We start from the raw sequence: 25,266 nt of genomic DNA on the forward strand, positions 1-25,266 counted from the left end.
TCGATCTCAGGCTTCAGCACCTCAAGATCTGCACGGGGGACGGCGTGCACTGCGTCAGGCACCCCGAGGACGCCCACGGATGGAGCAGAAGAGCCCGATTTTAGCTCTCAGTGAGAGATATCTGTCGAGAGCCCGCCCCTCGCCATACAGCATCCTCCCGCCCCTGCAGCCCCTGCGGTCCACGACCCCGACGACCCGGCCCCGGCCCTCCCCCCGCCGCCGCCCGGCAGCCGCTCGCCACCACCGCACGCAACGACGGATCCGACGCCCGCCGCGTCGAGGAGACGGACGGCGCCCACGGGACCGGTGACGGCAAAGGCCCAGACCAGGGCGCGACCGCCAGCCACGCACAGGACGGCCAGCAGGGCGCAAGCGCAGGCGCAGGCTGCACAACAGGCCGCCCCGGGCCACGTTCACGGCTGCGGACGTCCTCGTCGCCGACAGCGATGACACACCCGCCGACACGCGACGGGCGATCGAGGTCACGTCCAGCGACGATCCCGACCAAGGAGGGGCAGATCAAGGCCGAGAACACGAATGACCAGACGAACAAGGACGGCAGCGGCCAGCAGGACCGCGGCAGCCAGGACGGCGGCCTGACACCGCCCTCCCCCGTGTGCGTGCCGACAGGTGCGCCGGTGGGATGCCGTACGGGGTGCTCGCACACACGCGAGGAACGGGCGCAAAGCCGCGCGAGGAACGGGCGCAAAGCCGCGCGGGCGTCACGCAGGTATCACGGCAGGCATGACGGAGCAGGCGTGACGGGGCCCGCCGCCGTAGTAGCGTCTGGCGTGAAGTCGCGCACGGTACGCGGCTGTTGGTGACGACAGACGGGGGTCCGGGCTTGGGAAGAGGTGGTGAGTGTGGGACGGACACGCACGGCACAACGGGTGATCGCGCACCCCGGCGTGGAAGACGTGAGCGTCCAACAGGTACTGGAGGCCCTCGCCGATCCGGCCCGCAGGACAGTGGTACGCACCCTCGCGCACGCACCCTGCGACCTGAGCTGCGGCTCCTTCGACCTACCCGTCGGACGCTCCACCTCCAGCCACCACTTCTCGGTCCTACGCGCAGCAGGGGTACTACGCCAGTACTACGTCGGCACCACCAAAATGAACGCCCTGCGCACACAGGAACTGGAAGGACGCTTCCCAGGCCTGCTACAGGCCGTGGTCGCCGCCGCCGACGCCGAAGCCCGACAAACACCCTGACCAGCCACACACCCACCCACTCCCGGCAATCTCCAGAACCCAGGCGACAACATCCTCCTCGGGCCACGGGCCGGCCGCCGCGGGGACCGCCGCTCACCACCCAAGCCCCGGCCGGACCCGGCGTCAAACATCGATCCGGATCGGAACAAGGGGAATCCGGCGCGCCTCGCACGGATGTGATCACGCCGCAGATCCTTCGCCGAAGGACCACGGTCCCACCGCCGCGGGGGGCCACGGGCGAGCTGGTGCGGGGGCCGCGGGTGGGCCGGTCGGGGCGGGGCGTAGGCTGCCGCGCGTGATCGAGGACGACGCCTGGGGGTGGGCCGGCACGCGCCGGTGGGTGGAGGGCGCGCTCGCGCCCGGTGAGCGGATCGCGCGGGTGACGCCCCTGAAGGGCGGGTGGACCTCGCGGATGCGCCGCCTGGACGTCGAGGGCCCCGGCGCCCCGTACGCGCTGGTGCTGCGTTCCTTCGTCAAACCGTTCTACCGCCGCCACGCGCCCGGCCTGCTGGCCCGGGAGGCGCGGGTGCTGCGTCTGCTGGAGACCGGTGCCGTACCGGCGCCCGCGTTGCGGGCCGTGGACGAGCAGGGGGCCTGGTGTGACGATCCGTCACTGGTGATGACCCACCTGCCGGGCGAGGTACGGGTCGGGCAGGACGAAGACGTGCAGCGACGCATCGCGCTGCTGGCCGGACAACTGGCCGCGATACACGCCGTCGAAGTACCCGAGGCCGGGCGTGAACGCGCCTGGCAGGCATGGACGGCCCCGGAACGGGTCCAGGTGCCCGCCACCACCGCCCGAGGCGCCCTGTGGGAACGCGCCGTGGACGCGATCCGCCGCGAAGCACCCGCACACCGCTCCTGCTTCCTGCACCGCGACTTCCACCCCGGCAACGTACTGTTCACCGGCACCGGAGCAGAGCTCGCGGTCAGCGCGGTAGTCGACTGGGTGGAAACCTCCTGGGGCCCGGCCGACCTCGACGTGGCCCACTGCTCCACCACCCTGGCCCTGCTCCACGGCCCCCAGACCGGCATGGCCTTCGCCGACGCCTACGAACACGCCGGCGGACACCTCACCACACACGGCCCCGACCACCTGTACTGGCGACTGCTGGACGCCCTCGCCTTCGCCCCCGACGCACAGAAAGTCGCCGAACCCTGGCGCGAACTCGGCCGCACCGACCTAACCCCCGACATACTGACCAACCGCCTGGAAAACTACCTACACGCCCTCCTCGACCGCTACACCTAGTGCCGTATCAGCAACGTTTGCCCTGGCGACGACTGCGCGTAGGCGTTCATCGGCGGCGTGCTTGTTCCGCCAGATGATGCAGCGGCGGATCATGCTGCCCTGTTCCTTGTGGCTGGCGTGGTCGGTGCCGTCGAGGGTGAAGTAGCGCAGGGCGGCGAGCCGGGCCTCGATGCGGTTGAGCCAGGAGCTGTTGGTCGGGGTGTAGGCGAACTCGACGTTGTTGTCCGCGGCCCAGTCGCCGACCCGCGTGTCCTTCTCCGTGCTCAGATGCGGGGAGTAGTTGTCGAGCACGATCGCGATGCGGATCTCGGGCAGGTAGAGGCTGCGCAGGTAGCGGCAGAACTCCAGGAATCTCGCGCGGTGCTTCCTCGCCTTGATGTGGCCGTAGAGCCTGTCCGTGCCCAGGTCGTAGGCGGCGAACAGGTGCCTGACCCCGTGCGGGCGGGTCTAGGCCGTTTCCTGCGGATCATCGGATCGCTGGTCTGGGCGTGTGCCATTGACTGACGCGCGGCGGGCACGGACAGAGCCGTTGCTGCCGGACCGGACGCGCAAACGGAGCGGGCGCCGACGTGATCACCGGCAGGTGATCGACGCGATCGCGTGGAAGTACCGCACGGAGGCTCCGTGGATGGCGCCGCCCCCGGGGTTCGGGTCATGGAAGGACGTCCAGTCCACAACCGGCTGCGGACGTGGGCTGCGGACGGCACCTGGGAGCGCGTGTCCACCGAGCTCCTGGCGCAAGCCGGCGCCGAGGGCGACCTGGACCGGGTCGTCGCAGTCGACTCCACGATCGTGCGCGCCCACCAGCACGCGGCCGGGGCCCGTCGAAAGGGGCCCCGGCCGGCGAGCCGCACGACCACGCCCTCGGACGCTCCCGCGGCGGGCTGACCATCAAGATCCAACGAAGATCCACCATGCCGCGGACTGCCGCTGCTACCCGCTGGCGTTCGTCCTCACACCCGGCCAGGCCGGCGACGCGAAGTGGCTGCGACCAGCACCTTCACAACAGCCCCTGGGCGAGGTTGTCGGTGACGCGTTGGAGCACGGAGACCGCAGTCGCGTACTCCTCCTCCGTGATGTCGCCGAGAATCTGCGCGCGCACCCGGTCCATGTGCTCCTTCGCCGTCACCAGGCCCCCGCGGCCCTGTTCCGCGAGGGTCAGCCGGCCGTCCGCGCCGATGCCGAGCCAGCCCCGGTGCACGAGGGCGTCGACGGCGTGGACCATCACCTGGGCGCCCATGCCGTAGGGTACGGCCACCGCGCGGATCTCCTCCCTGGTGAGGCCCTGCTCGGCCCGGACGATGTTGTTGAGCGCCCACCACTGGGGCTGGGTCACGTCGATGCGCGCCAGGGCGGCCTGCGAGTGCCGCAGGATCGCCTCGGTGGCGCTCCAGGCGACCAGGGCGATGGGCCGCTGGCCGGGCGTGGCGGTGCCGTTCTTCGGGGTGTTCACAGTCGTCATGATCGCCAAGCTAGGACCTCAAGTGCGGTTGAGGTCAAGGCCGCAGCGCTGCCGCCACGAGATACGAGGAACTTGCCGTGCCCCGCGTGACGACCATGCCGGTCGCAGTCCTCAACGAGCGGCTGCAGCCAGCACTTTCGCGGCAGACCCCAGTTCGGCCCGCTCCGCATCCGCCGCCCCGCCGCGGACAGTTGCCGGGCCGGGCAGAGCCGGCCCGGCCGGCTCCCGGCGACCGACAAGGGGCCCCACGCCGTCACGTACGCACGCCCCAAAGCCGCGCCAAGGCCGTGTCGGGATCCAGGTCCTCCTCGATCTCCAGGTCGAGACGGCAGCGCCCCGGCCTGCTGATAGAGCGTCACCAGAAGGCCGCACACCGGCTCGCCCTCCGAGTCCTCCCCCGTCGCCTCGACCAGTGCGGCCAGCACCTCGGCGAGCCGCGCCGCCTTGGCCGGGCCGGGCTGAGCCGGAGGTGGCGCAGTGTCAGGAGGTGGTCGGCGGGTGAGCGGGCTCCAGCTGATGGCCGACCACCTGACGGGCGAGATCGACGTCGAGGGCATGCCCTCCGGCCACTGGCGCGCCGACCTGACCCGCTACGCCCACGGACTGCGCGCGATGTGGCTGCGCCACCCCTGGATCGCCACCGTCAACCGCTCACTGCCCGGCCTGGGCCCCCACCAGCTGCGACTGATCGAGCACGTGATGGGGGTACTCGACGCCCACGTGCCCATCGACGAGAACCTCGCCCTGATGGCCGTACTCAACGGTTACGTCGAGTCCGCCGCCCGCGACGAGGTCGCCCAGGCCGAGGAGATGCGCCGCAACGGCCTCGGCGAGCCCGAATGGACCGCGCGCCACTACCCCTACATCCAGCACCTGCTGGACAGCGGCCGGCACCCCGTCTTCGCGAAGATCGCACCGGAGGCACGCCAACCGCGCCTGAGCCGCGAGGAACAGTTCCACCACGGACTCGAACGCGTCCTCGACTGCATCGCCGCCGCCCTCCCAACCACCCACTGACCCACCCTCGCCCCGGCCCGGCCCGACAGGTGGGCGACGGACGGCGGCGAGGGACGCCCCGGCACAGGACCTGCGTCCAGGCGGTGCGAACGCAGCTGAACAAATCGGCGAACTGACGTACCGTCACACGCATGATCGGTGATTCGGCGATTTGGTGAACCGCGGTGTGTGCAACGGCCGGTGAGTCGTTCACCGACCCGCGTCCGGCCGCGCTGCACGACCACGTCACGGGTACACGCACCGACCTCGCACCCTACCTGCACCTGGCCCGCGAAACGGATGCGCAGTGTGCGGTCGACCTCGGGTACGGCACCGGCGTACTCGCCCTGGCCCTGGCCGAACGCGGGCTACGGGTGTGGGCAGTGGACCCGACACGGGCCAGTCTGGCGGTGACGCGCGCCAAACCCGGCGCGGACACGGTGCACTGACTGCACGGAGACGCCACGGTACTGCCCGACACTCCGGGCGCCGACCTGGCCGTGATGGCCGACAACACCGCGCAGGAGATCACCACCGACCACGCCTGGCACACCACCCTGGCCTCAGCCCTCGACGCGCTGCGCCCCGGCGGCCGGCCGGCCTTCGAAACCCGCGACCCCGCCTACCGCGCCTGGCAGAACTGGCATCCCGAGGCCACCCTCACCTTCACCCAACTACCGGGCGGCAGGCGGGTGGAACACTGGCTCGACCTACTCACCGTCGACCTCCCACTCGTCACCTTCCGCCACACCTACCGCCTCCACCACCACGACGGACAGCTACTCACCTCCACCTCCCCCCTGCGTTTCCGCACCCGCGCCGAAGTCGAGGCCGACCTCGCCGCAGCCGGCTTCACCGTGCACGCCGTACACGACGCGCCCGACAGACCCGGACGCGAACTGGTATTCCAAGCCACCCGCCCCTAACCCAGGCCAGGCCAGGCCAGGCCAACGCCCCGGGCCAGGACGCGAACCGGTGTTCCCTGCGCAAGCTGACGGCCGCCTCAGCCAGAGGCGACCGTCTCGAAGGCGAACAGTGCCGTACCAGCAATCCAGGGCGCGACAGCGCGTGGCGGACCGCCAGTGACTCAGGGCCGCCGAGCGGGCACGGGCCATCCGGCAGCGGCGAGAGACCGCCGTTACCACGGTCACCCCGCGCCTGAACCCCAAACACCTGCCCCATACACGGACCCGGAACCGCACCCGGGCACAGGCCGCAGCCGGTGCGGCCCCGCTCCTGTCCGGCCCTCGGTCACAGGGCGTGCGGGGGCAGGGGCGGGCAGTAGGATCAACGGCGTTGTCACCCGTATACCGCTGGTAGGAGGCTTTTCATGGCTCAGGTCACGCTGAAGGGGAACCCGGTCCAGGTCGGCGGCACGCTGCCCGCCACCGGCAGCCAGGCCCCCGCGTTCACCCTGGTCGACGCCGGACTCGCAGACACCTCGCTGAAGGACTTCGCCGGCCGGCGCAAGGTCCTCAACATCTTCCCGAGCATCGACACCCCGACCTGCGCGACCTCGGTCCGTACCTTCAACGCCCAGGCCGGCGCACTGGAGAACACCGTCGTGCTGTGCATCTCCGCCGACCTGCCCTTCGCCCAGGCCCGCTTCTGCGGCGCCGAAGGCCTGGACAACGTCAAGACCCTCTCCACCCTGCGCGGACGCGACTTCCACAACACCTACGGCGTCTCCATCAACGACGGCCCCCTCGCCGGCCTCACCGCCCGCGCCGTCATCGTCCTCGACGAGAACGACACCGTCCTGCACACCGAACTCGTCCCCGAAATCGCCGACGAACCGAACTACCACGCCGCCCTCGCCGCCCTCAACTAACCCCACGACACACCCACAGCCCGCCCCACACCCCCACACCAGAACACAGGGAGTGCGGGGCAGGCCCCCACCGCAGGTAGCCGTGGAGGGCTCGGGTCCGGACCGGGCGGTTCGAGTTCGCCATCGTGAACCGCCTCAGCGGTCCGAAGGATGCGCCGGCCGACGCAGTGGTCGGGACACCGACGCACGCGGAGCCGCTTCCCGCCCCTGGTTGCCGGGCATGTGTCGGCGGCGCAGGCTGGAAGAACCCAAGAGGACCGGTGTTCCGGGCCAGGAGGCGAGGTTCGCGATGAGCAGGCTTAGGGAACAGATCACCATCGACGCCCCCGCGCAGGAGGTCTGGGGTCGGCTGCACGACATCGAGGCCTATTCGACGTTCATGGACAACGTCGAACGTGCTTATGCGCCCAGCAGCGACCGTGCCCATCTGGACGTGCGGGCCGGCGAGGTGCAGCGGGAGTTCGATGCCGTTCTCACCGACCGTGGCAACGAGCAGGTCCTGGCCTGGGAGACGCAGGGCAGTCCGGAGCTGAAGGGCACCCTCTCCGTGCGGTCGCTGGACCGAGAGCACAGCCAGGTGCAAGTGCAATTGGAGTACGAGCCGGAGTCGATCCACGACGCCTTCGGCGGCCCGCGGGGCATGGCCCAGGTCCACCGGATCGAGAACACCGTCCGGGGCGGCCTGGAGCAGTTCAAGAACCTGGTGGAGTCGGAGCGGTAGCTGTCCGGTGTGAAGCCGGAGAACACCGAAGGCCCCGACCGGAAGACCGGCTCATGACATCCCCGGCACGGTCCGGCCGGTCCGGGGTCTCCCGGGTCGGCCGGACCGTGCGGCTGGTGGGTCAGGCAGCGGCGGTGATGGCGGCGGCGAGGTCGGCGTTGGCGAGGGCCTTCCCGCCGATGCCCCAGGCTCCGTCCCGGGCGTTCAGGATGTTGATCCACGTGTCGTCGTTGTGGTGCCCGTCGACGGTCAGGCGTTCGACGATGTCCGTGGCGGCCCGGATGAACGTGGCGCGGGCCTCGGCGGTCGGGAGGCCGATGTCGGGGAGTTTCAGCTCGACCATGACGACGGGGCGGTTCGCACCTCCGGCGTAGACGTGTTCCGGGGCGAGGATGTGGACGGTGCCGCCGACCATCGACGTGAAGCCGGGGTTTCCGGCAAGGCCGCTGGCCTCGGTCAGGGCGACGGTCAACTGCGGCAGGATCTCGCGCTCGCCGGCGGGGGTGAGGACGCCGCGCGGCGCGGTGACGGTGATGGGCATGAGGCCCTCCCGGGAGTGACTAGTACGGACGTCCTAGCTAGTCCAGCTTGGGCTAGGATGGGCGTACTAGTCAAGCGGGCGCGAAGGCGCGGCCCGGTCGATCGCCGGGCACGACCACGACGCTCGACCACGACGCACGACGACCACGCACAACCACCAGGCTCACGATCGGAGGCGACCTTGGCCGGCGAGACCCGCGAGCGCATGATCGAGGCGACCGTCGCGGCGCTCCAGCACCGGGGCGTGGCGGGCATGTCGTTCACCGACATCCTGGCGAGCAGTGGCGCCGCCCGCGGCGCGATCTACCACCACTTCCCCGGCGGGAAGGCGCAACTCGTCGCCGAGGCCGCGGAACGCAACGGCTGCGAGGTCCGCGCCCGCCTCGCCGCGCTGCCAGTGGAGGACGGGCCGTCGGAGGTCGTCGAGGCCTTCCTGGAACTGGTCAGGCCCGTACTCGCGGCCTCTGCCGCGGGCGGAGGGTGCGCGGTGGCGGCGGTCACGGTCGGGGCGGGCGCGGAGGCCGATGACGCGATGCTTCGCCAGGTCGCGTCGACGGCGTTCGCGTCATGGGTGGACCAGCTCGCGGAGCGACTGACCGCTGCGGGGCTCGGCTCCGACGCCACCCGCGGCCTCGCTGCGACCCTGATCACGCTGCTGCAGGGCGCGCACGTACTGTGCCGGGCCGCCGGCGATCTCGAACCCTTCGAACAGGTGGCGCGCACAGCGAAATCCTTGGTCGCACACCGGTATCCCGGCTGAGCACGGCCATCACCACCACCGCCACCACCGGACGGTGACCGCTCGCCCCCACCCCCGTCGGGGGCGAGCCGCCCCCCGGGGGCTGGCTCCTCAAGTCGGCTCAGAGGCCCAGGAGTTCGGCAAAGGTGCCGCCGAGGACGCGGTCACGCAGCTCGCCCGGGGAGGTGACGCGCTCGACGAAGGAGCGGGTCAGGACCGGGTCGCCATAGGGGCGTCCGAGCCGAAGATCGTACGGTCGGGCACCTCCTGGATGGCCAGGCGGGCGGCGAACACGACGTTCGCCGTCGACAGGTCCAGGTACACGTTCGGGGTCTCCCGGGCCAGCTCGACGTTCCTGCTGCGCGCGCCCGAGTGCAGCGTCGCCTTCGCCGCCCGCAAGGTGGGCTGCGGCAACGCCTTCGCCCTCTCCGCGGCCTTCAGGCGGTGGTGCACGGGTTCGCGCCGACCACCGCCGGTGACCTGGCGACGCTGGCCGACCTCGCCCGCCGCCACCCGCGCGTCCCGGTCGTGATCAGCCAGCTCGGCGGTCTCAACTGGTTGACCGCGGGCCCTGGGGCCGTCGAGGAGCCCCGTCAGAGTGTCCATGCCGCCGAGTACGGACATCGGGGCCGAGATTTGACGACTCGTCACGCGAGAAGATCTTGAGCGATCGAGGTGGCCCGGGCGACCCGGATGTCGGATGATCGGTCCACGGAGAACGGACCGATACCCGACGGACGCCGAACAGACAGAGGGGCCGCGAAGATGGAGACGGCACGCACACTCGTCCTGGTGGCGGCCACCGTGACCTGCGGACTGAGCGCCGGACTGTTCTACGCCTACGCCTGCTCGGTGATGCCCGCGCTCGCCCGGGTCGAGGACCGGATGTTCATCGAGGTCATGCAGCGCGTCAACGTGGCGATCCTGAACGGCTGGTTCGTGCTCGGCTTCGTCGGCGCCCTGCTCACCACGGCGGCCTCGGTCGTCCTGCACCTGCCCTCGGACGGCCATGACGCGCTGCCCGCGACCGTGGCCGCGCTGGTGCTGTACGTGGCGGCGATCGGGGTCACCCGGTCGGTCAACGTCCCGCTGAACGACGAGCTCGCGGCCGCCGGCGCGCCGAAGGAGATCACCGACCCGGCGGCGGTGCGCGGGCGTTTCGAGGCGCGGTGGGTGCGCTTCAACGTGCTGCGCGCCCTGCTGTGCACCGCCGCGCTCGGGTGCCTCACCTGGGCGCTGGTCCTCGACGGGCGGGGCTGACGCCCTCGAGATCCCCAACCAGCCCCCCAACTCGGCTACGCACACCAGGTCAGCACAGGATCCCGAAGCTGTAGCCGCGCGCCTTGAGGGTGGACAGGATCGTCGGCAGCGCGGCGGCGGTCTGGCTGCGGTCCCCGCCGCCGTCGTGCAGCAGGATCACCGAGCCCGGGCGGATGTTCTTCAGCACCCGCGACTGGATCGCTCCCGTCCCCGGTCGGGACCAGTCCGTCGGATCGACCGACCAGAGCACCACCTGCTTGCCCAGCCCCGCCGCCCGGGCGCGCACCGTGGCGTTGACCGCGCCGTACGGCGGGCGCAGACACTTCGGGGTGCGGCCGGTCTGGGCGCTGATGGCCCGATCGGTGTTGCCCACCTGGGCGTTGAAGGAGGAAGCGGAGAGCCGGCGCAGGTCCGGGTGCGACCAGGAGTGGTTCTGCACGCTGTGGCCATGGCGGGCGACCTGCTGGGTGAGCGAGGGGTGGGCCGCGACGTTCTCGCCGATCTCGAAGAAGGTGGCGTGCACCCCGTAGCGGTCGAGGACGGAGAGGATCCGCGGCGTGTAGGTGGGGCTGGGGCCGTCGTCGAAGGTCAGGTACACGACCTTGCCCCCGGCCGCCTCCGCCGGTGCGGCCGGCACGCCGACCGCCACGCCCGCCACCAGCGCGACGGCGAGGGCACCGATCGCGGTCCGGGCCCGCCCAACTGCCTTGCACCCAAACGGTTGTACGACCATGCCAGCCCCCTGCGATCGGAAGTCCCGTGTACCGACCATTCTGCGTCGAGGCGCACCGCTGCCGCGACCGCCCCGTGGGCGAAAGGGGGTGAAATCGGCCAGCCGGACGACGGGTTGACCGCAGCCGAGGACGAGTTCGTACGGCCGAGCGCGGACGGCGGGCGGCTCGCGCTGCTAAGCGATCGACCGGTCGCGTCGGCCAGGTCGGCCTGAACCGCTCCCTCGACCTGCCCTCCAGCGGTCCTTGAGCGCCGGCGGGCCGTCGCGGGGCCAACGGGTGTGGCGGATGACGGCGGCGGGCGCTATGCTCCCCGGCGATGACCACTTTCGCTGTTCACAGATCGGAGGTCCCGTCCGCGCAAGGTGAGTGCTGATGAACACTCACACCGCGAACGGGCACGACTCCCAGCTCTCCTTCTGGCGGCGCGTACGCGAGTACGCCGTACCGCCCTCCATGATCGAAACCGCCACCGCGCGTCGCCTGGCCGGCGACTGGGCCGGGGCCTGCGCCGCCGCCAACGTCGACATCGAGTTCCGGCTGCGGGACGTCGTGCGCGACCACGGGCACCAGCTCGCTGACCGGGTACGCGGCGATCTGCGCCGACTGGCACCGGACTTGCTGCGCTGGCACCTGCCCAGGACCGCGCCCGACGGACTGCTGCGGCCTGGGCTCACCATGGCGCTGGCCCGCTACCCGGGCGAGCGACCGGTGTCCCTGGTGGTCCGTACGCCACCCGCCTGGGCAGCGTACGGGCAGCACGTCAGCCTCGCGCTCTGGGACGGCTACGACGACGGCGGGCCCCCGCACCCGCACCCGCATCCCAGCCGGCGGTTCCGCTACGACCTGCACCGGCACCTGTGGGACGCGGACCGGAGCGAGGAGCTGGCCGCGCGCGCCGGATCAGGCCCGCCAGGCTCCCCGGAATCGACGGAATTCGGTGCACCCGAACCGCGTTGCGCCGTCGACCGGTGGGCCGCCGAGGCCGAGCTGCTGCTGCACGCCGAAGGACTCCCCGCCGGGCCCGTCGTGGTACGGCTCGGGCGTCGACGGCGGCTGCTGCTCAGGCCCGGCGAGCCCGTGGCGGAGGCCGCCGGGAACGTCCGGGCGCTGCCCCTGCTGCCCGACGCGGCGACCTGGGTGCCGCCCGACCTCGCCCTGCTGCGCAGCGGCGCGATCGATCCTGACCGGCTGCATCCGCTGGTCGCGGCCGCGCTGGCGCCCGGGCACCAGACGCGACGGACGCTCCAACCTCCGGCCGCGCAAAGGCTGGTGGAATGTCGTGGCGCCCGGCACCGGATCGCCGTGGTCAACGGGGTGCTGACCCCGATCGACCACGACCCGGCCCAGCTGCGCCGCGAGGAGTTGCTGGCCGCGCTGTCCGGCACCCCGCTGCCCTGTCTGCGGGCCGTCGACCAGGCGCACCGCGATCCGACCGAACTGGTCGGTGTGCGCGAGCGGTTGGACCACGGTGACACCGCCGGGGCGCTGGCCGCGGTCGAGGACCTGCTCGGTCCGCAGGCGGTCCTGCGCCCGGGCCCGCTGCGGGACGAACTGGCGGCGGCCGCGCAGCGCCGGATCGCCTACGGCCTCTACCGGGCGGGCCTGACCGACCTTGGGCCGGGCGGCTTCCCGTTCCGGCGGCGCCCGTGCCTGCACAGTTCCCACAGGTACACCTCCGCCCACTGCGGCCCGCGCTGCAGGCCTCGCTGCAACCCGCGCACCGGCACGCGCTGAAGCCCTGCCGAAATCCCTGCTGAGACCGTCCACTTCCGAATCCCGGAGCTTCCCACTCCCGGAGCTTCAGACTCCGGGAGCCTCTGACTCCCGGGGCCTCCGACTTCCCGATCTTCCGACTTCCCGAGGTGATCACCCATGCCCACGCACGCCCCCGCCGCCCGGCTCGACGTCGCCCACGAGCTGCTCGACCTGCTGAACGACACCGGCACCGAACCCCGCGCCGACACCCAGCTGGAGGCCCTCACCCTGGCCGTCGCCGCCGACCTGCCCGTCCTGCTCTGGGGCGAGCCCGGAATCGGCAAGACCGCCGCCCTCAACCAGCTCGCCGAGGCGCTGGAGCTGCCGCTGACCACGGTCATCGCCAGCGTCCACGAGCCCTCGGACTTCTCCGGCCTGCCCATCGTCGGCGACGACCCGGCGCAGCAGGGCGTCCCGCTGGCCCCGCCGGACTGGGCGGTGCGGCTGGTCCGGGCCGGGCGCGGGCTGCTGTTCCTGGACGAGTTGTCCACCGCGCCGCCCGCCGTCCAGGCCGCACTGCTCCGGCTGGTCCTGGAGCGGCGCATCGGTGCGCTCCAACTGCCGCCCGGCGTACGGATCGTGGCCGCCGCCAACCCGCGTTCCTCGGCGGCCGACGGGTGGGAGCTGAGCCCGCCGCTGGCCAACCGGTTCGTCCATCTGCAGTGGGTGCACGACCACGAGGTGGTGGTGCGCGGCCTCGGCGGGGTGTGGCCGGTCGCCACCCTCCCCCGGCTCGACCCGCAGGAGCTGTCGGCGGCGGTCGCGCTCGCCCGCCGGGCGGTGTGTGAACTGCTCGCTGCCCGGCCGGAGTTGGTGCACCGGCTGCCCACCACCGAGACCCGGCGCGGCGGCGCCTGGCCGTCCCCGCGCAGCTGGGACATGACGCTGCGGCTGATCGCCTTCGCCACCGCGGCGGGCTCCTCCAGGGAGGTGCTGTCGCTGCTGGTCCGGGGGACGGTCGGGGACGGTCCGGGGCTGGAGCTGATGGCGAGCATGGACCGGATGGACCTGCCGGACCCGGAGGAGTTGCTGGCCGACCCGGCGAACGCGGTGCTGCCCGAGCGCGGGGACCTGCGCCAGGTGGTGCTGGACGGGGTGGTGGCCGCGGTGCGCAACCGGCCGGAGCGGGCGCGATGGGACTCGGCCTGGGCGCTGCTGGTGCGGGCGATGGAGACCGGCGCGCCGGATGTGGTGGTCGTGCCGGCCACCACGCTGGCCTCCCTGCGCCGGGAGGACTGGGAGGTACCGGAGTCGATCGAGCACCTGGCCTCGACGGTGGCCCTGTCCCGGCGGGCCGACCACGCCGCCGCCCGGGCCGACGCGAGGACCCGCCGATGAGCGCGGGCGTGACGCCGCTGGACGTCGGCAAGCGCGTCAGGCCGAAGGTCGCCAGGGCGGCCCCCGAACCCGGGGACGCCGCCTGGCAGATCGAGCCGCAGGACGGCCGGCTGGACCTGGAGAAGCTGTACGCCGCCCGGCTGCAGGCCGTCCGGGCCCGCCCCTACCTGGCGACCGCGCTGTTCGCCCTGCACCTGGTGGAGTCCTGGCAGGTGCCGACGATGGCCGTGGACCGCTACTGGCGCTGCTACGCCTCACCGCTCTTCGTCGACCGCACCCCGGTGGAGGACCTGGCCTCGGTGTGGGTGCACGAGGTCTCGCACCTGCTGCGCGACCATCACGGACGCAGCGACCGGCTGGCCCGCGACCTCGGGCTGACGGGCCGGGACGACCGGCTGCGGATGAACATCGCCGCCGACTGCGAGATCAACGACGACGCGTTCGGGGACGGGCTGGTCACTCCTGTGGGCGCCCTGACGCCCAAGCGCCTCCACCTGCCGGAGGGCCAGCTGATGGAGGACTACCTCCGCGGCTTCGCCTTCGACCCGCGCAAGCCGGGCCTGGCCTGGCTGGACTGCGGCAGCGGCGCCGACGGCGTGGACCGCCCCTGGGAGCTGGGGCCGGAGGGCGCGGACGGGCTGACCCCGCAGGAGCGGGACGCCGTCCGCTTCCGGGTCGCCGAGGGCATCCGGGCCCGCCCCGGCGACGCTCCTGCGGGCTGGCGGCGCTGGGCCGAGGAGGCGTTCCACCCGCCGCAGCCCTGGCGCCAGCTGCTGGGCGCGGCGCTGCGCTCGGCGGTCTCCGGGCCCGGCTCGGGCGGGGACTACAGCTACGGCCGGCCCGCCCGCCGCTCGACCGGGCTGCCGGGCGTGGTGCTGCCGAGCCTGCGGCGGCGCCCGCCCCGGGTCTCGGTGGTGATCGACACCTCGGGCTCGGTCTCCGACGACGAGCTGGGCAGCGCGCTGCTGGAGGTCGCGGCGATCGGCCGGGCCGTCGGCGGCCGCCACGACCAGGTCACCGTCCTGTCCTGCGACGCGGCCGCGCAGACCGTCCAGCCGATCTGCCGGGCGGCGGGCATCAGCCTGATCGGCGGCGGGGGCACCGATCTGCGCACGGGCTTCGCGGCGGCGCTGCGCACCCGGCCGCAGCCGGACGTGGTGGTGGTGCTGACGGACGGGCAGACTCCCTGGCCCGCGGTCGCACCGTCCTGCCGTACGGTGGTCGGCCTGTTCCGGAGACCGGTCCGGTACAACGAGGGCAACCCCGACTACCGCCCGGACGCGCCGCCCGCGTGGGCGCGGGTGGTGACCATCGGCTGAGGCGGTCGGGAGGGCTCCCGGCCGATGCGAGCGGCGCGGCGGCGGAGTCCGGTCCCGGTACACCGTGGCCCGCAGGGGCGGTCGTACGGAGCAGCGGGTGCTGCCTCCCACGCGAGCGCGAGCGGGTCGGCCGACATCCCGGACCGGATCCCGACGAGCACGTGTGGTTCGCCCGCTACCGCCGGGCCGAGCGCGGGCGGACCGGGCGGATCCGCAGCATCGCCGCGTCCCGGTTGCGGCAGCTCCGGTAGCGGGCGGAGGGGTCCGGTGCCGACCCCCCTCCGCCTCACGTACCGGCCTCAGCCGACCATGGCCGCCAGGACGCTGCGCCAGTCCTCCCCCGGCTCCGGCCGCAGCGCGGCCGCCAGGGCCTCCGCCCGGTAGTGCCAGGGGCGGCGCAGGTCGGCATCGGCGTCGGGCCGCAGGTCCACGGAGCTCTCCGAACCGAGCAGGCGGATCAGCTCGGTGGTGAACTCCGCCCAGGAGACGTGCCCGCTGATCGCGTTGACGACCCGCCCGGCGGCGGGGTGGTCGGGCAGGGCGCAGACGGCCAGGGCGCGGGCGAGGGCCGCCGAGTGCACCCAGGCGGCGCCGGTCCAGCTCGGCCGGCCGCCGGGGGCCGGGGCGGGCAGGGCGACGGGGCGGCCGGCCAGGGCGGCCTGGTAGAGCTCGCCGGTGGAGCCCCAGCGGAGTTGGTCGCGCAGGCGCTGGTGCGAGCCCCAGACGATCGGGGCGCGCACGGCGGTGACCGGGCCGCGCCCGCCGGCCTCGGCCGCCGCCTCGAAGAGCAGTCGCTCGCAGTCCAGCTTGGCCTGCCCGTACGGGGTGACCGGCGCGCCGCTGGGGCCACCCTCGGCGACGTCGGTGCCGGGCGGCCGCCCGTAGGCGTCGATGCTGCTGACGAAGACGAACGGCCCGCCGGACCAGCCGTCCAGCAGGACGCGCATCGCGGCGACGTCGGTGGCGTGCTCGGTGAAGGTGCAGGCGGCGTGGATCACGGCGTCCACGCCCTTGACCGCGCGGTACAGGCTGTCCAGGTCGGCCAGGTCGCCCTCGGCGATCTCAGCGCCGTGCAGGGCCGGCAGGTACGCCGACTCCGGGCGGACCAGGACCCGGACCGGACGGCCCTGGGCCATCAGCTCCTGCAGCACGGCCGCGCCGACGCCGCCGGTGGCGCCGGTGAGCAGCACGGTCCCGGTGCGCGGCTCGGTGCGGGGGCGGGCGCCGGTCCGGGCGAGGGCGGCGCGGCGCTCCTCCTCGCGGGTGGCGAGCAGGGTGGCGAGGGCGTGGGGCGTGCGCTGTTCCAGGATGTCGAGGCCGGTGAGCGGCAGTCCGACCCGGGTGCGCAGGCGTTCGGCGAGCTGGACGGCGATCAGCGAGTGGCCGCCGAGGGCGAAGAAGTCGCCGTCGGCGGGCGGGACGCTGCCGAGCAGCTCACCGAAGGCCGTTCGGACCAGGTCGAGCGGGCCGGTCCGCCCGGGGGCGGTGGCCGGGTCGGTGGTCGGGGCGCTCACCGGGGCGCTGGTCCGGGTGGCGCCGGGCAGGCGGTCGCCTTCGACGGTGCCGTCCGCGGCGCGCGGGATCCGGTCCACCAGGGTGACGGCGAGCGGGAGTTCGGCCGGGGCGATGCTGCGCCGCAGGGCGGCGCGCAGGTCACTGCCGCTGGGGGCGACCGGGCCGCGCACCACCGCGTACGCGAGCGGCCGGCCGTCGGCGGCCTCGACCACGGCCGCCTCGGCCACCCTCGGGTCGGCCGACAGCGCTTCGGCCACCGGGTGCCGGGCGGCGACCAGGCGGCTGCCGGGCAGTTCCGACAGCGGCAGGTCCGCGTCCTCGGCCACCGCGCCGAGCACGGCGGCGAAGGCTTCGAGCAGCCGCGCGGCGGTCGTCTCGTCCAGCGCGTCCCGGTCGTGCTGGACCAGGCAGCGCGGCTGCGGCCCGTCCTCCAGCAGCAGGGTGAGGCCGAACTTGGCCAGCCCGAGGTTGAGTTCGATGTCCTCGGCGTCGAGCCCGGGCAGCGCCAGCGGCGTGACGGGCTGGACGAGGTCGCAGCTGACCGAGAGCAGCGGAGTGCCGTCGGCGCCGCGCGCGGCGGCGCCGAGCCGCTCGACCACCAGGTCGAAGGGCACCTGGTGGTTCTGCTGCGCGTCGAGCAGCGCGCCGCGCACCAGGGCGAGCACCTCGGCGAAGGACGCCTCCCCGGCCAACTCCGCCCGCACCGCGAGGGTGTTGACGCCGAGGCCGACGGTCCGGCGCAGTTCGGGCCGGGCGCGGTGGCCGCTGGCGCAGCCCAGGGTGAGGTCGTCCTGTCCTGAGGCGGTGCGCAGGGTGGCGAAGGCGGCGGCGAGCACGACGGCGAACAGTGTGGCGCCGTGCCGGGCACCGAGCTGCCGCAGGCCCTCGACCGTGGCGGGGTCGAGTGGTGCGGCGTGCAGGGCGGCGCGGCGTTCGCGGGCTCCGGGCGGGACGGGCCGCAGCAGCGCCAGCGGCCGGGCGCCGGCCAGGTGGGCGGCGCGGGCGTCGGCGGCGGCGGTGAGTTCGGCGTCGCGGGCGCGCTCCTGCCGGGCGTACTCGGCGTACGGCAGTCCCGGCGACGGAAGCCCCGGCTCGACGCCGTCGCGGGCGGCGGTGTAGAGCTCGGCGAGGTCGGCCGCGAGGACGGGCAGGGAGCCGCCGTCGACGGCGATGTGATGGATCGTCAGCAGCAGGCTGTGGTCCTCGGGCCCGTGTCGGAGCAGCAGGGCGCGCAGCACCGGGCCGGCGGCGAGGTCGAAGGGCCGGGCGGCCTCGGCGGCGAGCCGGTCGGTGCCGTCCGCGTCCACGATCGGCAGCGGCACCGGGCCGGCCGGCTCGACCTGCTGGTACGGCTGGTCGCCCCGGCGCGGGTAGCGGGTGCGCAGTGCGGCGTGCCGTTCGGTGAGGGCGGTGAGCGCGGCGGCCAGGGCGTCCGGGTCGAGCGGGCCGCGCAGCCGGGTGGCGATCGGGACGTTGTAGAGCGCGCCGCCCTGGCCGAGGTGGTCCATCAGCCACATCCGCTGCTGGGCGTGGGAGAGCGGGGCCGGGCCGAGGGTGTCGGCCGCCGGACGGTCGGGCGCGGTGGTGGCGCGGCGGTGGCGGGCGCGGCGCAGCAGGTCGCTCTGGTCGGTGCTGCTCATCGGTCGGCTCCCGGGGTGTCGTCGGCGGCCCGCAGGGCGAGTTCCAGCAGTTCGGCCTGGCCGGCCACGGTGGGGTGGCCGAGGAAGTCGGCGAGGGAGAGTTCGACGCCGAGGTCCTCGCGCAGGTCGTCGACGACCCACATGGCGAGCAGCGAGTGGCCGCCCTCGGCGAGGAAGTCGGCGGCGGGGTCGGTGATCCGGCGTTCCAGGGCGCGGCTCCAGGCCTCGGCGACGGCCTGCTGGATCGGGGTGAGCGCGGCCTCGACCGGCCCGGGGGCGACGGCCGGGTCCGGGGCGGTGGCGAGCGCCCGCCGGTCGACCTTGCCGCTGCCGGTGAGCGGCAGCGCGTCGAGGACGGTCCAGGCGGTGGGTACCAGGTGGGCGGGCAGCCGCTCGGCGAGCAGGCCGCGCAGGGTCTCGGCGGCCGGCCTCGCGCCCTCGGCGAGGACCACGCAGGCGGTGAGCGCGGCGTCGCCTTGCCCGGCCCGGCGGACCACCACGGCCGCCTCGGCGACCTCGGGGATCCGCAGCAGCGCGTGCTCGACCTCGCCGGGCTCGATCCGGAAGCCCCGGACCTTGACCTGGTCGTCGGTGCGGCCGTGGAACTCCAGGACGCCGTCAGGCCGTTGGCGCACCAGGTCGCCGCTGCGGTAGGCGCGGCCGTGGCCCGGCAGCTCGCGGAAGCGCTCGGCGGTCAGCTCGGGCCGGTTGAGGTAGCCCTGGGCGAGCCGCCCGCCGGCGATCCAGAGCTCACCGACCGTGCCGGGCTCCACCGGCGCGAGCAGCTCGTCCAGGACGAGGGTGCGGGCGCCGCCGAAGGACCGTCCGATCGGGACCGCGCCGAGCTCGCAGTCGGCCGGGGTGACCCTGTGCAGGGTGGTGAAGGTGGTGGCCTCGGTGGGCCCGTACCCGTTGTAGAGCTCCAGCCACGGGAAGGCCCGCAGCACGGCCCCGGCGTGCTCGGCGGACATCGTCTCGCCGCCCACGACCACGGTGCGCAGCACGCCGAAGATCCGCGACTGCTTGGCGGCCAGGTGGTGGAAGAGCGCGGTGGTGAGGAAGAGGGTGGTGACGCCGAACCGCTCGACGTCGCGCACGAGTTCCTCGGTGGAGGGCCGCTCGGCCGGGGAGATCGCGACGGCGGCGCCCCGGGCGAGCGGGGCCCACAGTTCGAAGGTGGCGCCGTCGAAGGAGACGGTGGAGTGGACGAGCATCCGGTCGCGCGGGCCGAGGGCGACCGCGTCGGGGGCGGTGACCAGGTCGGCGACGGCGCCGTGCGGGACGAGCACGCCCTTGGGACGGCCGGTGGAGCCGGAGGTGTAGTAGACGAGGGCGGGTGCGCCCGCCTCGGCGGCGTCGGGCACCGCCGTGGCTGCGGCCTCGGTGCCGTGCTCGGTCAGCACCAGGGTGCGCTCATCGGGCAGTCCGGCCTCGGCGAGCAGCGCCTTGTCGCCGAGGACGAGGCGCGCGTCCGCGTCGGCGGTCATCTCGGCGATGCGCGGGCGCGGGTATGCCGGGTCGAGCGGGACGATGTGTCCGCCGGCCCGCCAGACGGCGAGCTGGGCGACGGCCAGGCGGGCCGAGCGGGCGCAGAGCAGACCGACGGCGCTGCCGGGGCCGATCCCGCGCGCGGCCAGGACGGCGGCCAACCGGCCTGAGGCGTCCAGGAGTTCGCGGTAGGTGAGGTAGGTGGAGCCGTCGGTCACGGCGAGCGCGCTCGGGTGCTGCTCGGCCTGCCGGGCGATCAGGGCGGGGAGGGTGGCAAGGCTGGGGAGGGTGGGCGTCATGGCTGCTTCCCTTCCGGGCGCCCCGGCGGCAGGGCCGGGGCGCCGGTGGTCAGGTGGACGGTCGGGGCCGAGGGCCCGTCTCTCGGGTTGGGCGGGCCCGGCGAGGACCCGCGAGACAGGCCTTAGGCGATGGAGGTGCTGGGCATCCGCTCCTCGACCAGCCGCGCGATCGCCCGCAGGTCGGGCTGGCGCAGCAGCAGGGCGGCGCGCAGCCGGACGGCGAACTCCCCCTCCAGGGATTCCAGCAGTCGGGCGGCGGCGAGCGAATTGCCGCCCGACGCCAGGAAGTTGTCACCCAGGCCGAGGTCCGCGCGGCCGATCAGCTCGCGGCAGAGCTTCAGCACGGTGCGCTCGACCGGGGTGTCACCCTCGTCGGTCACGTCGGTCTCCGAGGCCTCCGAGGCCTCCGAGGTCTCCGAGCCCACGGGGAACGACTCCTCGGCGGCGAGCAGCGCCGCGCGGTCCACCTTGCCGTTGGCGTCCAGCGGGTAGCGCTCGACCAGCCGGACGACCGAGGGCACGGCCTGCTCGGGCAGCCAGGGCCGCACCGCGTCCAGCAGGCCGGCGGGCTCGACGCCGCCCGCAAGGCCGTCCTCGGCCTGGACGAAGGCGAGCAGCCGTACGCCGCCCGTCAGCGCGGCCTGGGCGGCGACCACGGCCCGGCGCACCCGCGGGTCGCGCTCGAAGGCGGCCTCGACCTCGGCCGGTTCGATCCGCACCCCGCTGACCTTGACCTGGTCGTCCAGGCGCCCGTGGAACTCCAGCACGCCGTCGGCGCGCATCACCACCCGGTCGCCGCTGCGGTAGACCCGGTCGATGCCCTCCACGCCGTGCGGCACCTCGACGAAGCGGCGGGCGGTCAGCTCGGGGTCGAGGTACCCGGCGGCCAGGCTCCGGCCGCCGATCCGCAGCTCGCCGGCCTCTCCTCTCGGGACGGGGCGGCCCTGCTCGTCGGTGACCAGGACCACCGCTCCCGGGACGGGCAGCCCGATCGGCGGCGCGCCGTCGCCGTGGTCGCAGCCGGGGGCCATGGTGTGCACGGTGGTGGCGACGGTGGCCTCGGCGGGGCCGTAGGCGTTGTGGACGGTCGCCGTGACGTCCGGCCCGGGGGCGCGGCGCAGCCGGTCGCCGCCGACCATCAGGTGGCGCAGCGCCAGTCCGGCGGGCCAGGGCCGGCCGAGAACGGGCTCGGCCAGCGGGGTGGGCAGCACGGTGGCGGTGATCCGGGCCTCGCGGAACCAGTCGGTGAGCGCGCCGGAGTCCCAGCGCACGGCCTCGGGGGCGACGACGAGCGCCGCGCCGGAGGTGAGGCTGGCCCACAGCTCCAGCAGGTGCGGGTCGAAGGCCACCCCGATCAGCAGGCTGTGCCGGGCGCCGGGGCCGAGGCCGGTCAGCTCGCGGTACCAGTGCAGCAGCGCGCCGAGCGCCGGTCCGGTGACGGCGACGGCCTTGGGTGTGCCGGTGGAGCCGGAGGTCAGCACCGCGTAGTGGGTGCCGACCGGTACGGCCGCCTGCTCGCCGGGCGTCAGGACGGCGAGCACCTCACCGGCGGACGGCAGGTCCAGCTCCAGCCGCTCGCCGCCCGGCGGCAGGACGGCCGGTTCGCCGACCAGGCAGGCGGGCCGCAGCTGCTCGGCGACGGCCTGCAGCCGCCGCTCGCCGGGGCGCGGGCCGAGCGGCAGGTGGACGGCGCCCAGTTTGGCGGCGGCCAGGGTGACGGCGACCAGCGCCACCGAGTGGCCGAGGCAGACGCCGACCAGGTCGCCCTTGCCGACCCGGCCGCGCAGGGACGCGGCGACGGCGTCGGCGAGGCGGTCGAGCTCGGCGTAGCTGTAGCTCTGTTCGCCGTCGATCAGGGCGGGCGCGTGCGGGGTACGGTGCGCCCAGCTGGTGAACAGGTCGAGGACCCCGCCGTCCTGGTGCGGACGGCCGTACCCGATGCTCAGGGATTCCATCAAAGTCTCCGGATTCTGGTCGGCGCGGACGGTCGTGCGGGCGGTCACTTCGTCCCGCCGGCGAGGGCGCGAGCCTGGTCGGCGAGCACCGCATGGCGGAACAGGACTCGCAGCGGCGGGCGGCTGCCGAGGTGCGGCTCCAGGTGGGCGGCGAGCTGGGCGGCGAGCAGCGAGTGGCCGCCGACCTCGAAGAAGTGCGAGTCCGCGGTGAAGCGGTCGTGGCCGAGCACCTCGCGCCAGGCGGCGGCGATCAGCTCCTGGCCGGCGTCGGCGAAGGCACTGGGCGCGCTCTCCCGCTGCACGGGGGCCTCGTCGGCGAGCCGGGCCAGGGCGGCCCGGTCGGGCTTGCCACCGGGCAGGGTGGGCATCTCGGGGACGGCCGTCCAGGTGGCCGGGACGAGTCCGCCGGGCAGTCGGCGGGCCAGTGCCGTGTGCAGGGCGGCCTGGTCGGGGCGGACGGTGCCCTCCAGGAAGCCGACCAGACGCGGACCGGTCTGCGGGTCGGTGTGCAGCAGTACCGCGCAGGAGCGGCCGCCGAGTTCGGCGGAGGCGGCGGCCTCGATCTCCTCCAGCTCGATCCGGTGCCCGCGCAGCTTGACCTGGTTGTCGGCGCGGCCGAGGAACCGCAGTCGTCCCTCGGTGTCGCGGTAGCCGCGGTCGCCGGTGCGGTAGACCCGTTCGCCGCCGAGCGCGGGGACGGTGGTGAAGCGGGCGGCGGTGGGCTCCGGCAGGCCGACGTAGCCCTCGGCCAACAGGGCTCCGCCGACGACGAGTTCGCCGACGCAGCCGTCCGGGAGCGGCTGCAGCGTCTCGTCCAGGACGTGGATCCGCACGCCGTCGACCTCGGTGCCGAGCGGGATCTCGCCGCCCTCGGCGACGTCGGCCTCGGTGATCCGGTGGACGGTGGAGGTGACGGTGGCCTCGGTGACGCCGTACGCGTTGAGCACGGTGGTGGCCCCGGTCAGGCCGGCCAGCGCCCGGGCGGGCAGGCGCTCGCCGCCGAGGACGAGCAGCCGGGGCGTCCAGCGGCCGTCGCGCAGCGCCTCGCGCAGGTCCTCGCGCACGCCGAGCAGGTAGCTGGTCGGCAGGTTGGCGACGGTGACGCCGCGGGCGGCGAGTACGGCCACCAGCTCCGGGCCGGTGGGCACCTCGCGCTGTGGCACCACGAGTGCGGCGCCGACCGCGAGGCCGGGCAGCACCTCCTCCAGCGCCACGTCGAAGGACGGCCGGGCGAACAGCAACACCCGGTCGGCGGAGTTGAGTTCGTAGCGGGCGGCGATCGCGGCGACGTACCCGGCCAGCGCCTTCCGGCCGACCAGGACGGGCTTGGGCACGCCGGTGGAGCCGGAGGTGTGGATGACGTAGGCGGCGCCTTCCAGCACGGCGGCGGGCTCGGCCTTCGGAAAGGCGGGGCCGTCCAGCAGCGCCGGGGTGACGCCCTCGGCGGGCAGCGCGAGCGCGCTCTGCCGGGTGGCCAGGACGAGCGCGGGGGCGAGCCGTTCCAGCAGCAGGCCGAGCCGGGCGGCCGGGTCCTCGGTGGACAGCGGCGCGTAGACGGCGCCGAGGCGCAGACAGGCGAGCAACGCGACCACGCTGTCGGTGCCCCGCGGCAGGACGGCAGCCACCGGCTGGCCGGGGGTGACCCCGGCGGCGCGCAGCCGCTCGACCAACTCGCTCACACGTCGGTCGAGTTCGCCGTAGCTGAGGCGCTCGGCGCCGGCCAGCAGGGCGAGCGCGCCGGGGTCGTGGGCGGCGGCCGGGTCGAGCCCGACCGGGGTGACGGGGGCGGCCGGCGCGGCCTCGGGTGCGGGGGCGAGCTCGGCGAGCGGCGCCTCCGGCCGGTCGAGGTAGCGGCGCAGCAGTTCCAGCAGGCGGTCGGCCAGCAGCACAGCCTCGGCCTCGCCGAAGAGGTCGGCGTCGTAGTCCCAGACCAGGGTCATCCCGGCGGCGCCGTGCTTCTCGCCGACCACCCGGCGGTCGTCGGGCAGCAGCACCAGGTCGAGGTCGAAGCGGGTGGTGCCGGTGTTGAAGCCCTCGTAGAGCGAGACCTCCAGGTCGGGTGCCTGGACGTCGGGCAGGGCGGCGTCGTGCGCGCTGAACATCACGTTGAACAGCGGGTTGTCGGCGCCGCCGGTGTGCAGCCCGAGGCGGCGGGTCAGCTCCTGCACCGGCAGGTCCTGGTGCGGCAGGGCGCGCAGCAGGACGTCGGTGGTCTCGTCCACGGCCTCGGTGCCGGAGGCGGCCGGGTCGAGCCCAAGGCGCAGCGGCACGGTGTTGACGAACATGCCGACGGTGCTCTCGAAGCCCTCCGGCCGATTGCCGACGGCGGTGCCCACCACGAGTTCGCGGTGGCCGCTGTGGCGGCGCAGCAGTTCGGCGAACAGGGCGAGCAGGGTGCTGAACGGGGTGTGGCCGTCGGCCTTGCTGCGCTCGCGCAGCCGCTCGGCGAGGTCGGCGCCGATCGACTGGCGCAGCTGGCCACCGCGGTGGCGCCGCTCGACGCCGGGCCTGGCCAGCCCGGGCAGCGTGACCTCACGCGGGGCGTCGGCCAACTCACGGGCCCAGAAGGCGAGGTCGCGCTCGCGGGTGGCAGGGTCGACGGAGCGGCGGGCGTGCTGCTCGTACGAGGGGGCGGTGGGCAGCTCGTACGGCCGGCCGAGGACGCGGGCACGGTAGACGGTGAACAGGTCGCGCAGCAGGATGGCGAAGGAGTGGCCGTCGTGGACGAGGTGGTGCTCGACGTGGATCAGCCGGTGGCGGTCCTCGCCGAGGCGGACCAGGTGCCAGCGCAGCAGCGGCGCCCGGGAGGTGTCCAGCGGCTCCTCGGCCTCGGCGGCGAGCAGCCGGCGGAAGGCCGCCTCCGGGTCGGTCTCGGCGGTGAAGTCGCTGTGGCGAAGCTCCGGTTGGCAGTTCGCGGCGACCCGCTGGCCGGGCAGGCCTTCCGGCCGGGCCACCAACTCCAGCCGCAGGCCCGGGTGGTGGCCGAGGACGGCGGCGAGGCCCGTGTGCAGCGCGTCCCGGTCGAGGGTGCCCCACAGGTCGAGCACGGCGGTGAAGTTGTAGGCGCGGCTGCCTGGCAGCATCTGCTCGTGCAGCCAGACGATCTCCTGCGAGGGAGAGAGTGCGAACATGGGTGATTCCCTTGTGTGGTGGGCGTGTTGGCACCGCTGTGGCCGGGCGCGGGCGTGGGGTGGTCCCGGTGCGGCCGGTG

Annotated in this window: 21 protein-coding genes and 3 pseudogenes; 14 read left to right on the forward strand and 10 right to left on the reverse strand. The window is 74.1% G+C overall.

The genetic code is table 11. The features are described from left to right. Positions 1-863: 863 nt before the first annotated feature. Both ACIRYZ_RS39990 and ACIRYZ_RS39995 read left to right on the forward strand, forming a co-directional pair. Positions 864-1,211: an ArsR/SmtB family transcription factor gene (locus ACIRYZ_RS39990; RefSeq protein ID WP_402953569.1), complete on the forward strand. Its 348-nt coding sequence runs from the start codon at positions 864-866 to the stop codon at positions 1,209-1,211. Positions 1,212-1,506: 295 nt separating this feature from the next. Next, entirely contained in the window at positions 1,507-2,463 is a 957-nt protein-coding gene (locus tag ACIRYZ_RS39995; RefSeq protein ID WP_402953570.1) for a phosphotransferase family protein, read from the forward strand. Here ACIRYZ_RS39995 and ACIRYZ_RS40000 read toward each other — a convergent pair. Beyond that, positions 2,434-2,910 (reverse strand): annotated as a pseudogene (locus ACIRYZ_RS40000) (transposase); the annotation flags it as partial. The gene ACIRYZ_RS39995 and the pseudogene ACIRYZ_RS40000 overlap by 30 nt on opposite strands. 43 nt (positions 2,911-2,953) lie before the next feature. Between ACIRYZ_RS40000 and ACIRYZ_RS40005 the strand changes: the two are divergent. Next, positions 2,954-3,076, forward strand: a pseudogene (locus ACIRYZ_RS40005) (IS5/IS1182 family transposase); the annotation flags it as partial. Between the two features lie 41 nt (positions 3,077-3,117). Beyond that, positions 3,118-3,351 carry a hypothetical protein gene (locus tag ACIRYZ_RS40010; RefSeq protein ID WP_402953571.1) on the forward strand — a complete coding sequence of 78 codons (234 nt, stop codon included), beginning with the start codon at positions 3,118-3,120 and terminating at the stop codon, positions 3,349-3,351. A gap of 112 nt (positions 3,352-3,463) precedes the next feature. Here the strand turns inward: ACIRYZ_RS40010 and ACIRYZ_RS40015 are convergent, their stop codons facing one another. Further along, a complete protein-coding gene (locus tag ACIRYZ_RS40015; protein ID WP_402953572.1) occupies positions 3,464-3,925 on the reverse strand; it encodes a MarR family winged helix-turn-helix transcriptional regulator in 462 nt (153 codons plus the stop codon). 498 nt (positions 3,926-4,423) lie between these two features. On the opposite strand from ACIRYZ_RS40015, the gene ACIRYZ_RS40020 reads away from it, so the two are divergent. The 4 genes from ACIRYZ_RS40020 (at position 4,424) to tpx (ending at position 6,752) form a co-directional block, all read left to right on the forward strand. After that, entirely contained in the window at positions 4,424-4,942 is a 519-nt protein-coding gene (locus ACIRYZ_RS40020; RefSeq protein ID WP_402953573.1) for a TetR/AcrR family transcriptional regulator C-terminal domain-containing protein, read from the forward strand. Positions 4,943-5,106: 164 nt separating this feature from the next. Continuing rightward, on the forward strand, positions 5,107-5,370 hold the full coding sequence (locus ACIRYZ_RS40025) for a hypothetical protein (protein ID WP_402953574.1): 264 nt from the start codon (positions 5,107-5,109) through the stop codon (positions 5,368-5,370). Positions 5,371-5,424: 54 nt separating this feature from the next. Then, a complete protein-coding gene (locus ACIRYZ_RS40030; protein ID WP_402953575.1) occupies positions 5,425-5,847 on the forward strand; it encodes a hypothetical protein in 423 nt (140 codons plus the stop codon). Between the two features lie 404 nt (positions 5,848-6,251). Next, positions 6,252-6,752, forward strand: a complete 501-nt coding sequence (tpx, locus tag ACIRYZ_RS40035) for a thiol peroxidase (RefSeq protein WP_402953576.1) — start codon at positions 6,252-6,254, stop codon at positions 6,750-6,752. 67 nt (positions 6,753-6,819) lie between these two features. Here the strand turns inward: tpx and ACIRYZ_RS40040 are convergent. Further along, positions 6,820-6,906: pseudogene (locus ACIRYZ_RS40040) on the reverse strand (IS630 family transposase); the annotation flags it as partial. 135 nt (positions 6,907-7,041) lie between these two features. Here ACIRYZ_RS40040 and ACIRYZ_RS40045 point away from each other — a divergent pair. After that, positions 7,042-7,473, forward strand: coding sequence for an SRPBCC family protein (locus ACIRYZ_RS40045; RefSeq protein ID WP_402953577.1), 432 nt, complete (start codon positions 7,042-7,044; stop codon positions 7,471-7,473). A gap of 121 nt (positions 7,474-7,594) precedes the next feature. Here the strand turns inward: ACIRYZ_RS40045 and ACIRYZ_RS40050 are convergent, their stop codons facing one another. Then, complete coding sequence (locus ACIRYZ_RS40050) at positions 7,595-8,014, reverse strand: hypothetical protein (protein WP_402953578.1); 420 nt, start codon at positions 8,012-8,014, stop codon at positions 7,595-7,597. Positions 8,015-8,194: 180 nt separating this feature from the next. Between ACIRYZ_RS40050 and ACIRYZ_RS40055 the strand changes: the two genes are divergently transcribed. Beyond that, positions 8,195-8,773, forward strand: coding sequence for a TetR/AcrR family transcriptional regulator (locus tag ACIRYZ_RS40055; RefSeq protein ID WP_402953579.1), 579 nt, complete (start codon positions 8,195-8,197; stop codon positions 8,771-8,773). A gap of 189 nt (positions 8,774-8,962) precedes the next feature. Here the strand turns inward: ACIRYZ_RS40055 and ACIRYZ_RS40060 are convergent, their stop codons facing one another. Continuing rightward, positions 8,963-9,358 (reverse strand): hypothetical protein, encoded by a 396-nt coding sequence (locus ACIRYZ_RS40060; protein WP_402953580.1) that lies wholly within the window; start codon positions 9,356-9,358, stop codon positions 8,963-8,965. A gap of 159 nt (positions 9,359-9,517) precedes the next feature. Between ACIRYZ_RS40060 and ACIRYZ_RS40065 the strand changes: the two genes are divergently transcribed. After that, positions 9,518-10,012 carry a DUF1772 domain-containing protein gene (locus tag ACIRYZ_RS40065; protein ID WP_402953581.1) on the forward strand — a complete coding sequence of 165 codons (495 nt, stop codon included), beginning with the start codon at positions 9,518-9,520 and terminating at the stop codon, positions 10,010-10,012. A gap of 49 nt (positions 10,013-10,061) precedes the next feature. Here ACIRYZ_RS40065 and ACIRYZ_RS40070 read toward each other — a convergent pair whose 3' ends face one another. Continuing rightward, positions 10,062-10,745 (reverse strand): polysaccharide deacetylase family protein, encoded by a 684-nt coding sequence (locus ACIRYZ_RS40070; protein ID WP_402953582.1) that lies wholly within the window; start codon positions 10,743-10,745, stop codon positions 10,062-10,064. 373 nt (positions 10,746-11,118) lie between these two features. Here ACIRYZ_RS40070 and ACIRYZ_RS40075 point away from each other — a divergent pair, with 373 nt between their 5' ends. The 3 genes from ACIRYZ_RS40075 (at position 11,119) to ACIRYZ_RS40085 (ending at position 15,158) form a co-directional block, all read left to right on the forward strand. Then, positions 11,119-12,480 carry a hypothetical protein gene (locus tag ACIRYZ_RS40075; RefSeq protein ID WP_402953583.1) on the forward strand — a complete coding sequence of 454 codons (1,362 nt, stop codon included), beginning with the start codon at positions 11,119-11,121 and terminating at the stop codon, positions 12,478-12,480. Between the two features lie 138 nt (positions 12,481-12,618). Then, positions 12,619-13,839, forward strand: a complete 1,221-nt coding sequence (locus tag ACIRYZ_RS40080) for an AAA family ATPase (protein ID WP_402953584.1) — start codon at positions 12,619-12,621, stop codon at positions 13,837-13,839. Further along, positions 13,836-15,158, forward strand: coding sequence for a VWA-like domain-containing protein (locus ACIRYZ_RS40085; protein WP_402953585.1), 1,323 nt, complete (start codon positions 13,836-13,838; stop codon positions 15,156-15,158). The genes ACIRYZ_RS40080 and ACIRYZ_RS40085 overlap by 4 nt, the downstream gene beginning before the upstream one ends. A 299-nt stretch (positions 15,159-15,457) precedes the next feature. On the opposite strand, the gene ACIRYZ_RS40090 is transcribed toward ACIRYZ_RS40085, so the two are convergent. The 4 genes from ACIRYZ_RS40090 to ACIRYZ_RS40105 form a co-directional block, all read right to left on the reverse strand. Then, a complete protein-coding gene (locus tag ACIRYZ_RS40090; protein WP_402953586.1) occupies positions 15,458-18,313 on the reverse strand; it encodes a condensation domain-containing protein in 2,856 nt (951 codons plus the stop codon). Next, complete coding sequence (locus ACIRYZ_RS40095) at positions 18,310-20,100, reverse strand: non-ribosomal peptide synthetase (protein WP_402953587.1); 1,791 nt, start codon at positions 20,098-20,100, stop codon at positions 18,310-18,312. Before ACIRYZ_RS40095 ends, ACIRYZ_RS40090 begins: the two co-directional genes overlap by 4 nt. A gap of 122 nt (positions 20,101-20,222) precedes the next feature. Continuing rightward, positions 20,223-22,055 carry a non-ribosomal peptide synthetase gene (locus tag ACIRYZ_RS40100; protein ID WP_402953588.1) on the reverse strand — a complete coding sequence of 611 codons (1,833 nt, stop codon included), beginning with the start codon at positions 22,053-22,055 and terminating at the stop codon, positions 20,223-20,225. A gap of 44 nt (positions 22,056-22,099) precedes the next feature. After that, positions 22,100-25,186 carry an amino acid adenylation domain-containing protein gene (locus ACIRYZ_RS40105; protein ID WP_402953589.1) on the reverse strand — a complete coding sequence of 1,029 codons (3,087 nt, stop codon included), beginning with the start codon at positions 25,184-25,186 and terminating at the stop codon, positions 22,100-22,102. Between the last annotated feature and the right edge of the window lie 80 nt (positions 25,187-25,266).

The sequence above is a fragment of the Kitasatospora sp. NPDC101155 genome (assembly GCF_044768305.1).
In the GTDB taxonomy this organism is placed as follows: domain Bacteria; phylum Actinomycetota; class Actinomycetes; order Streptomycetales; family Streptomycetaceae; genus Kitasatospora.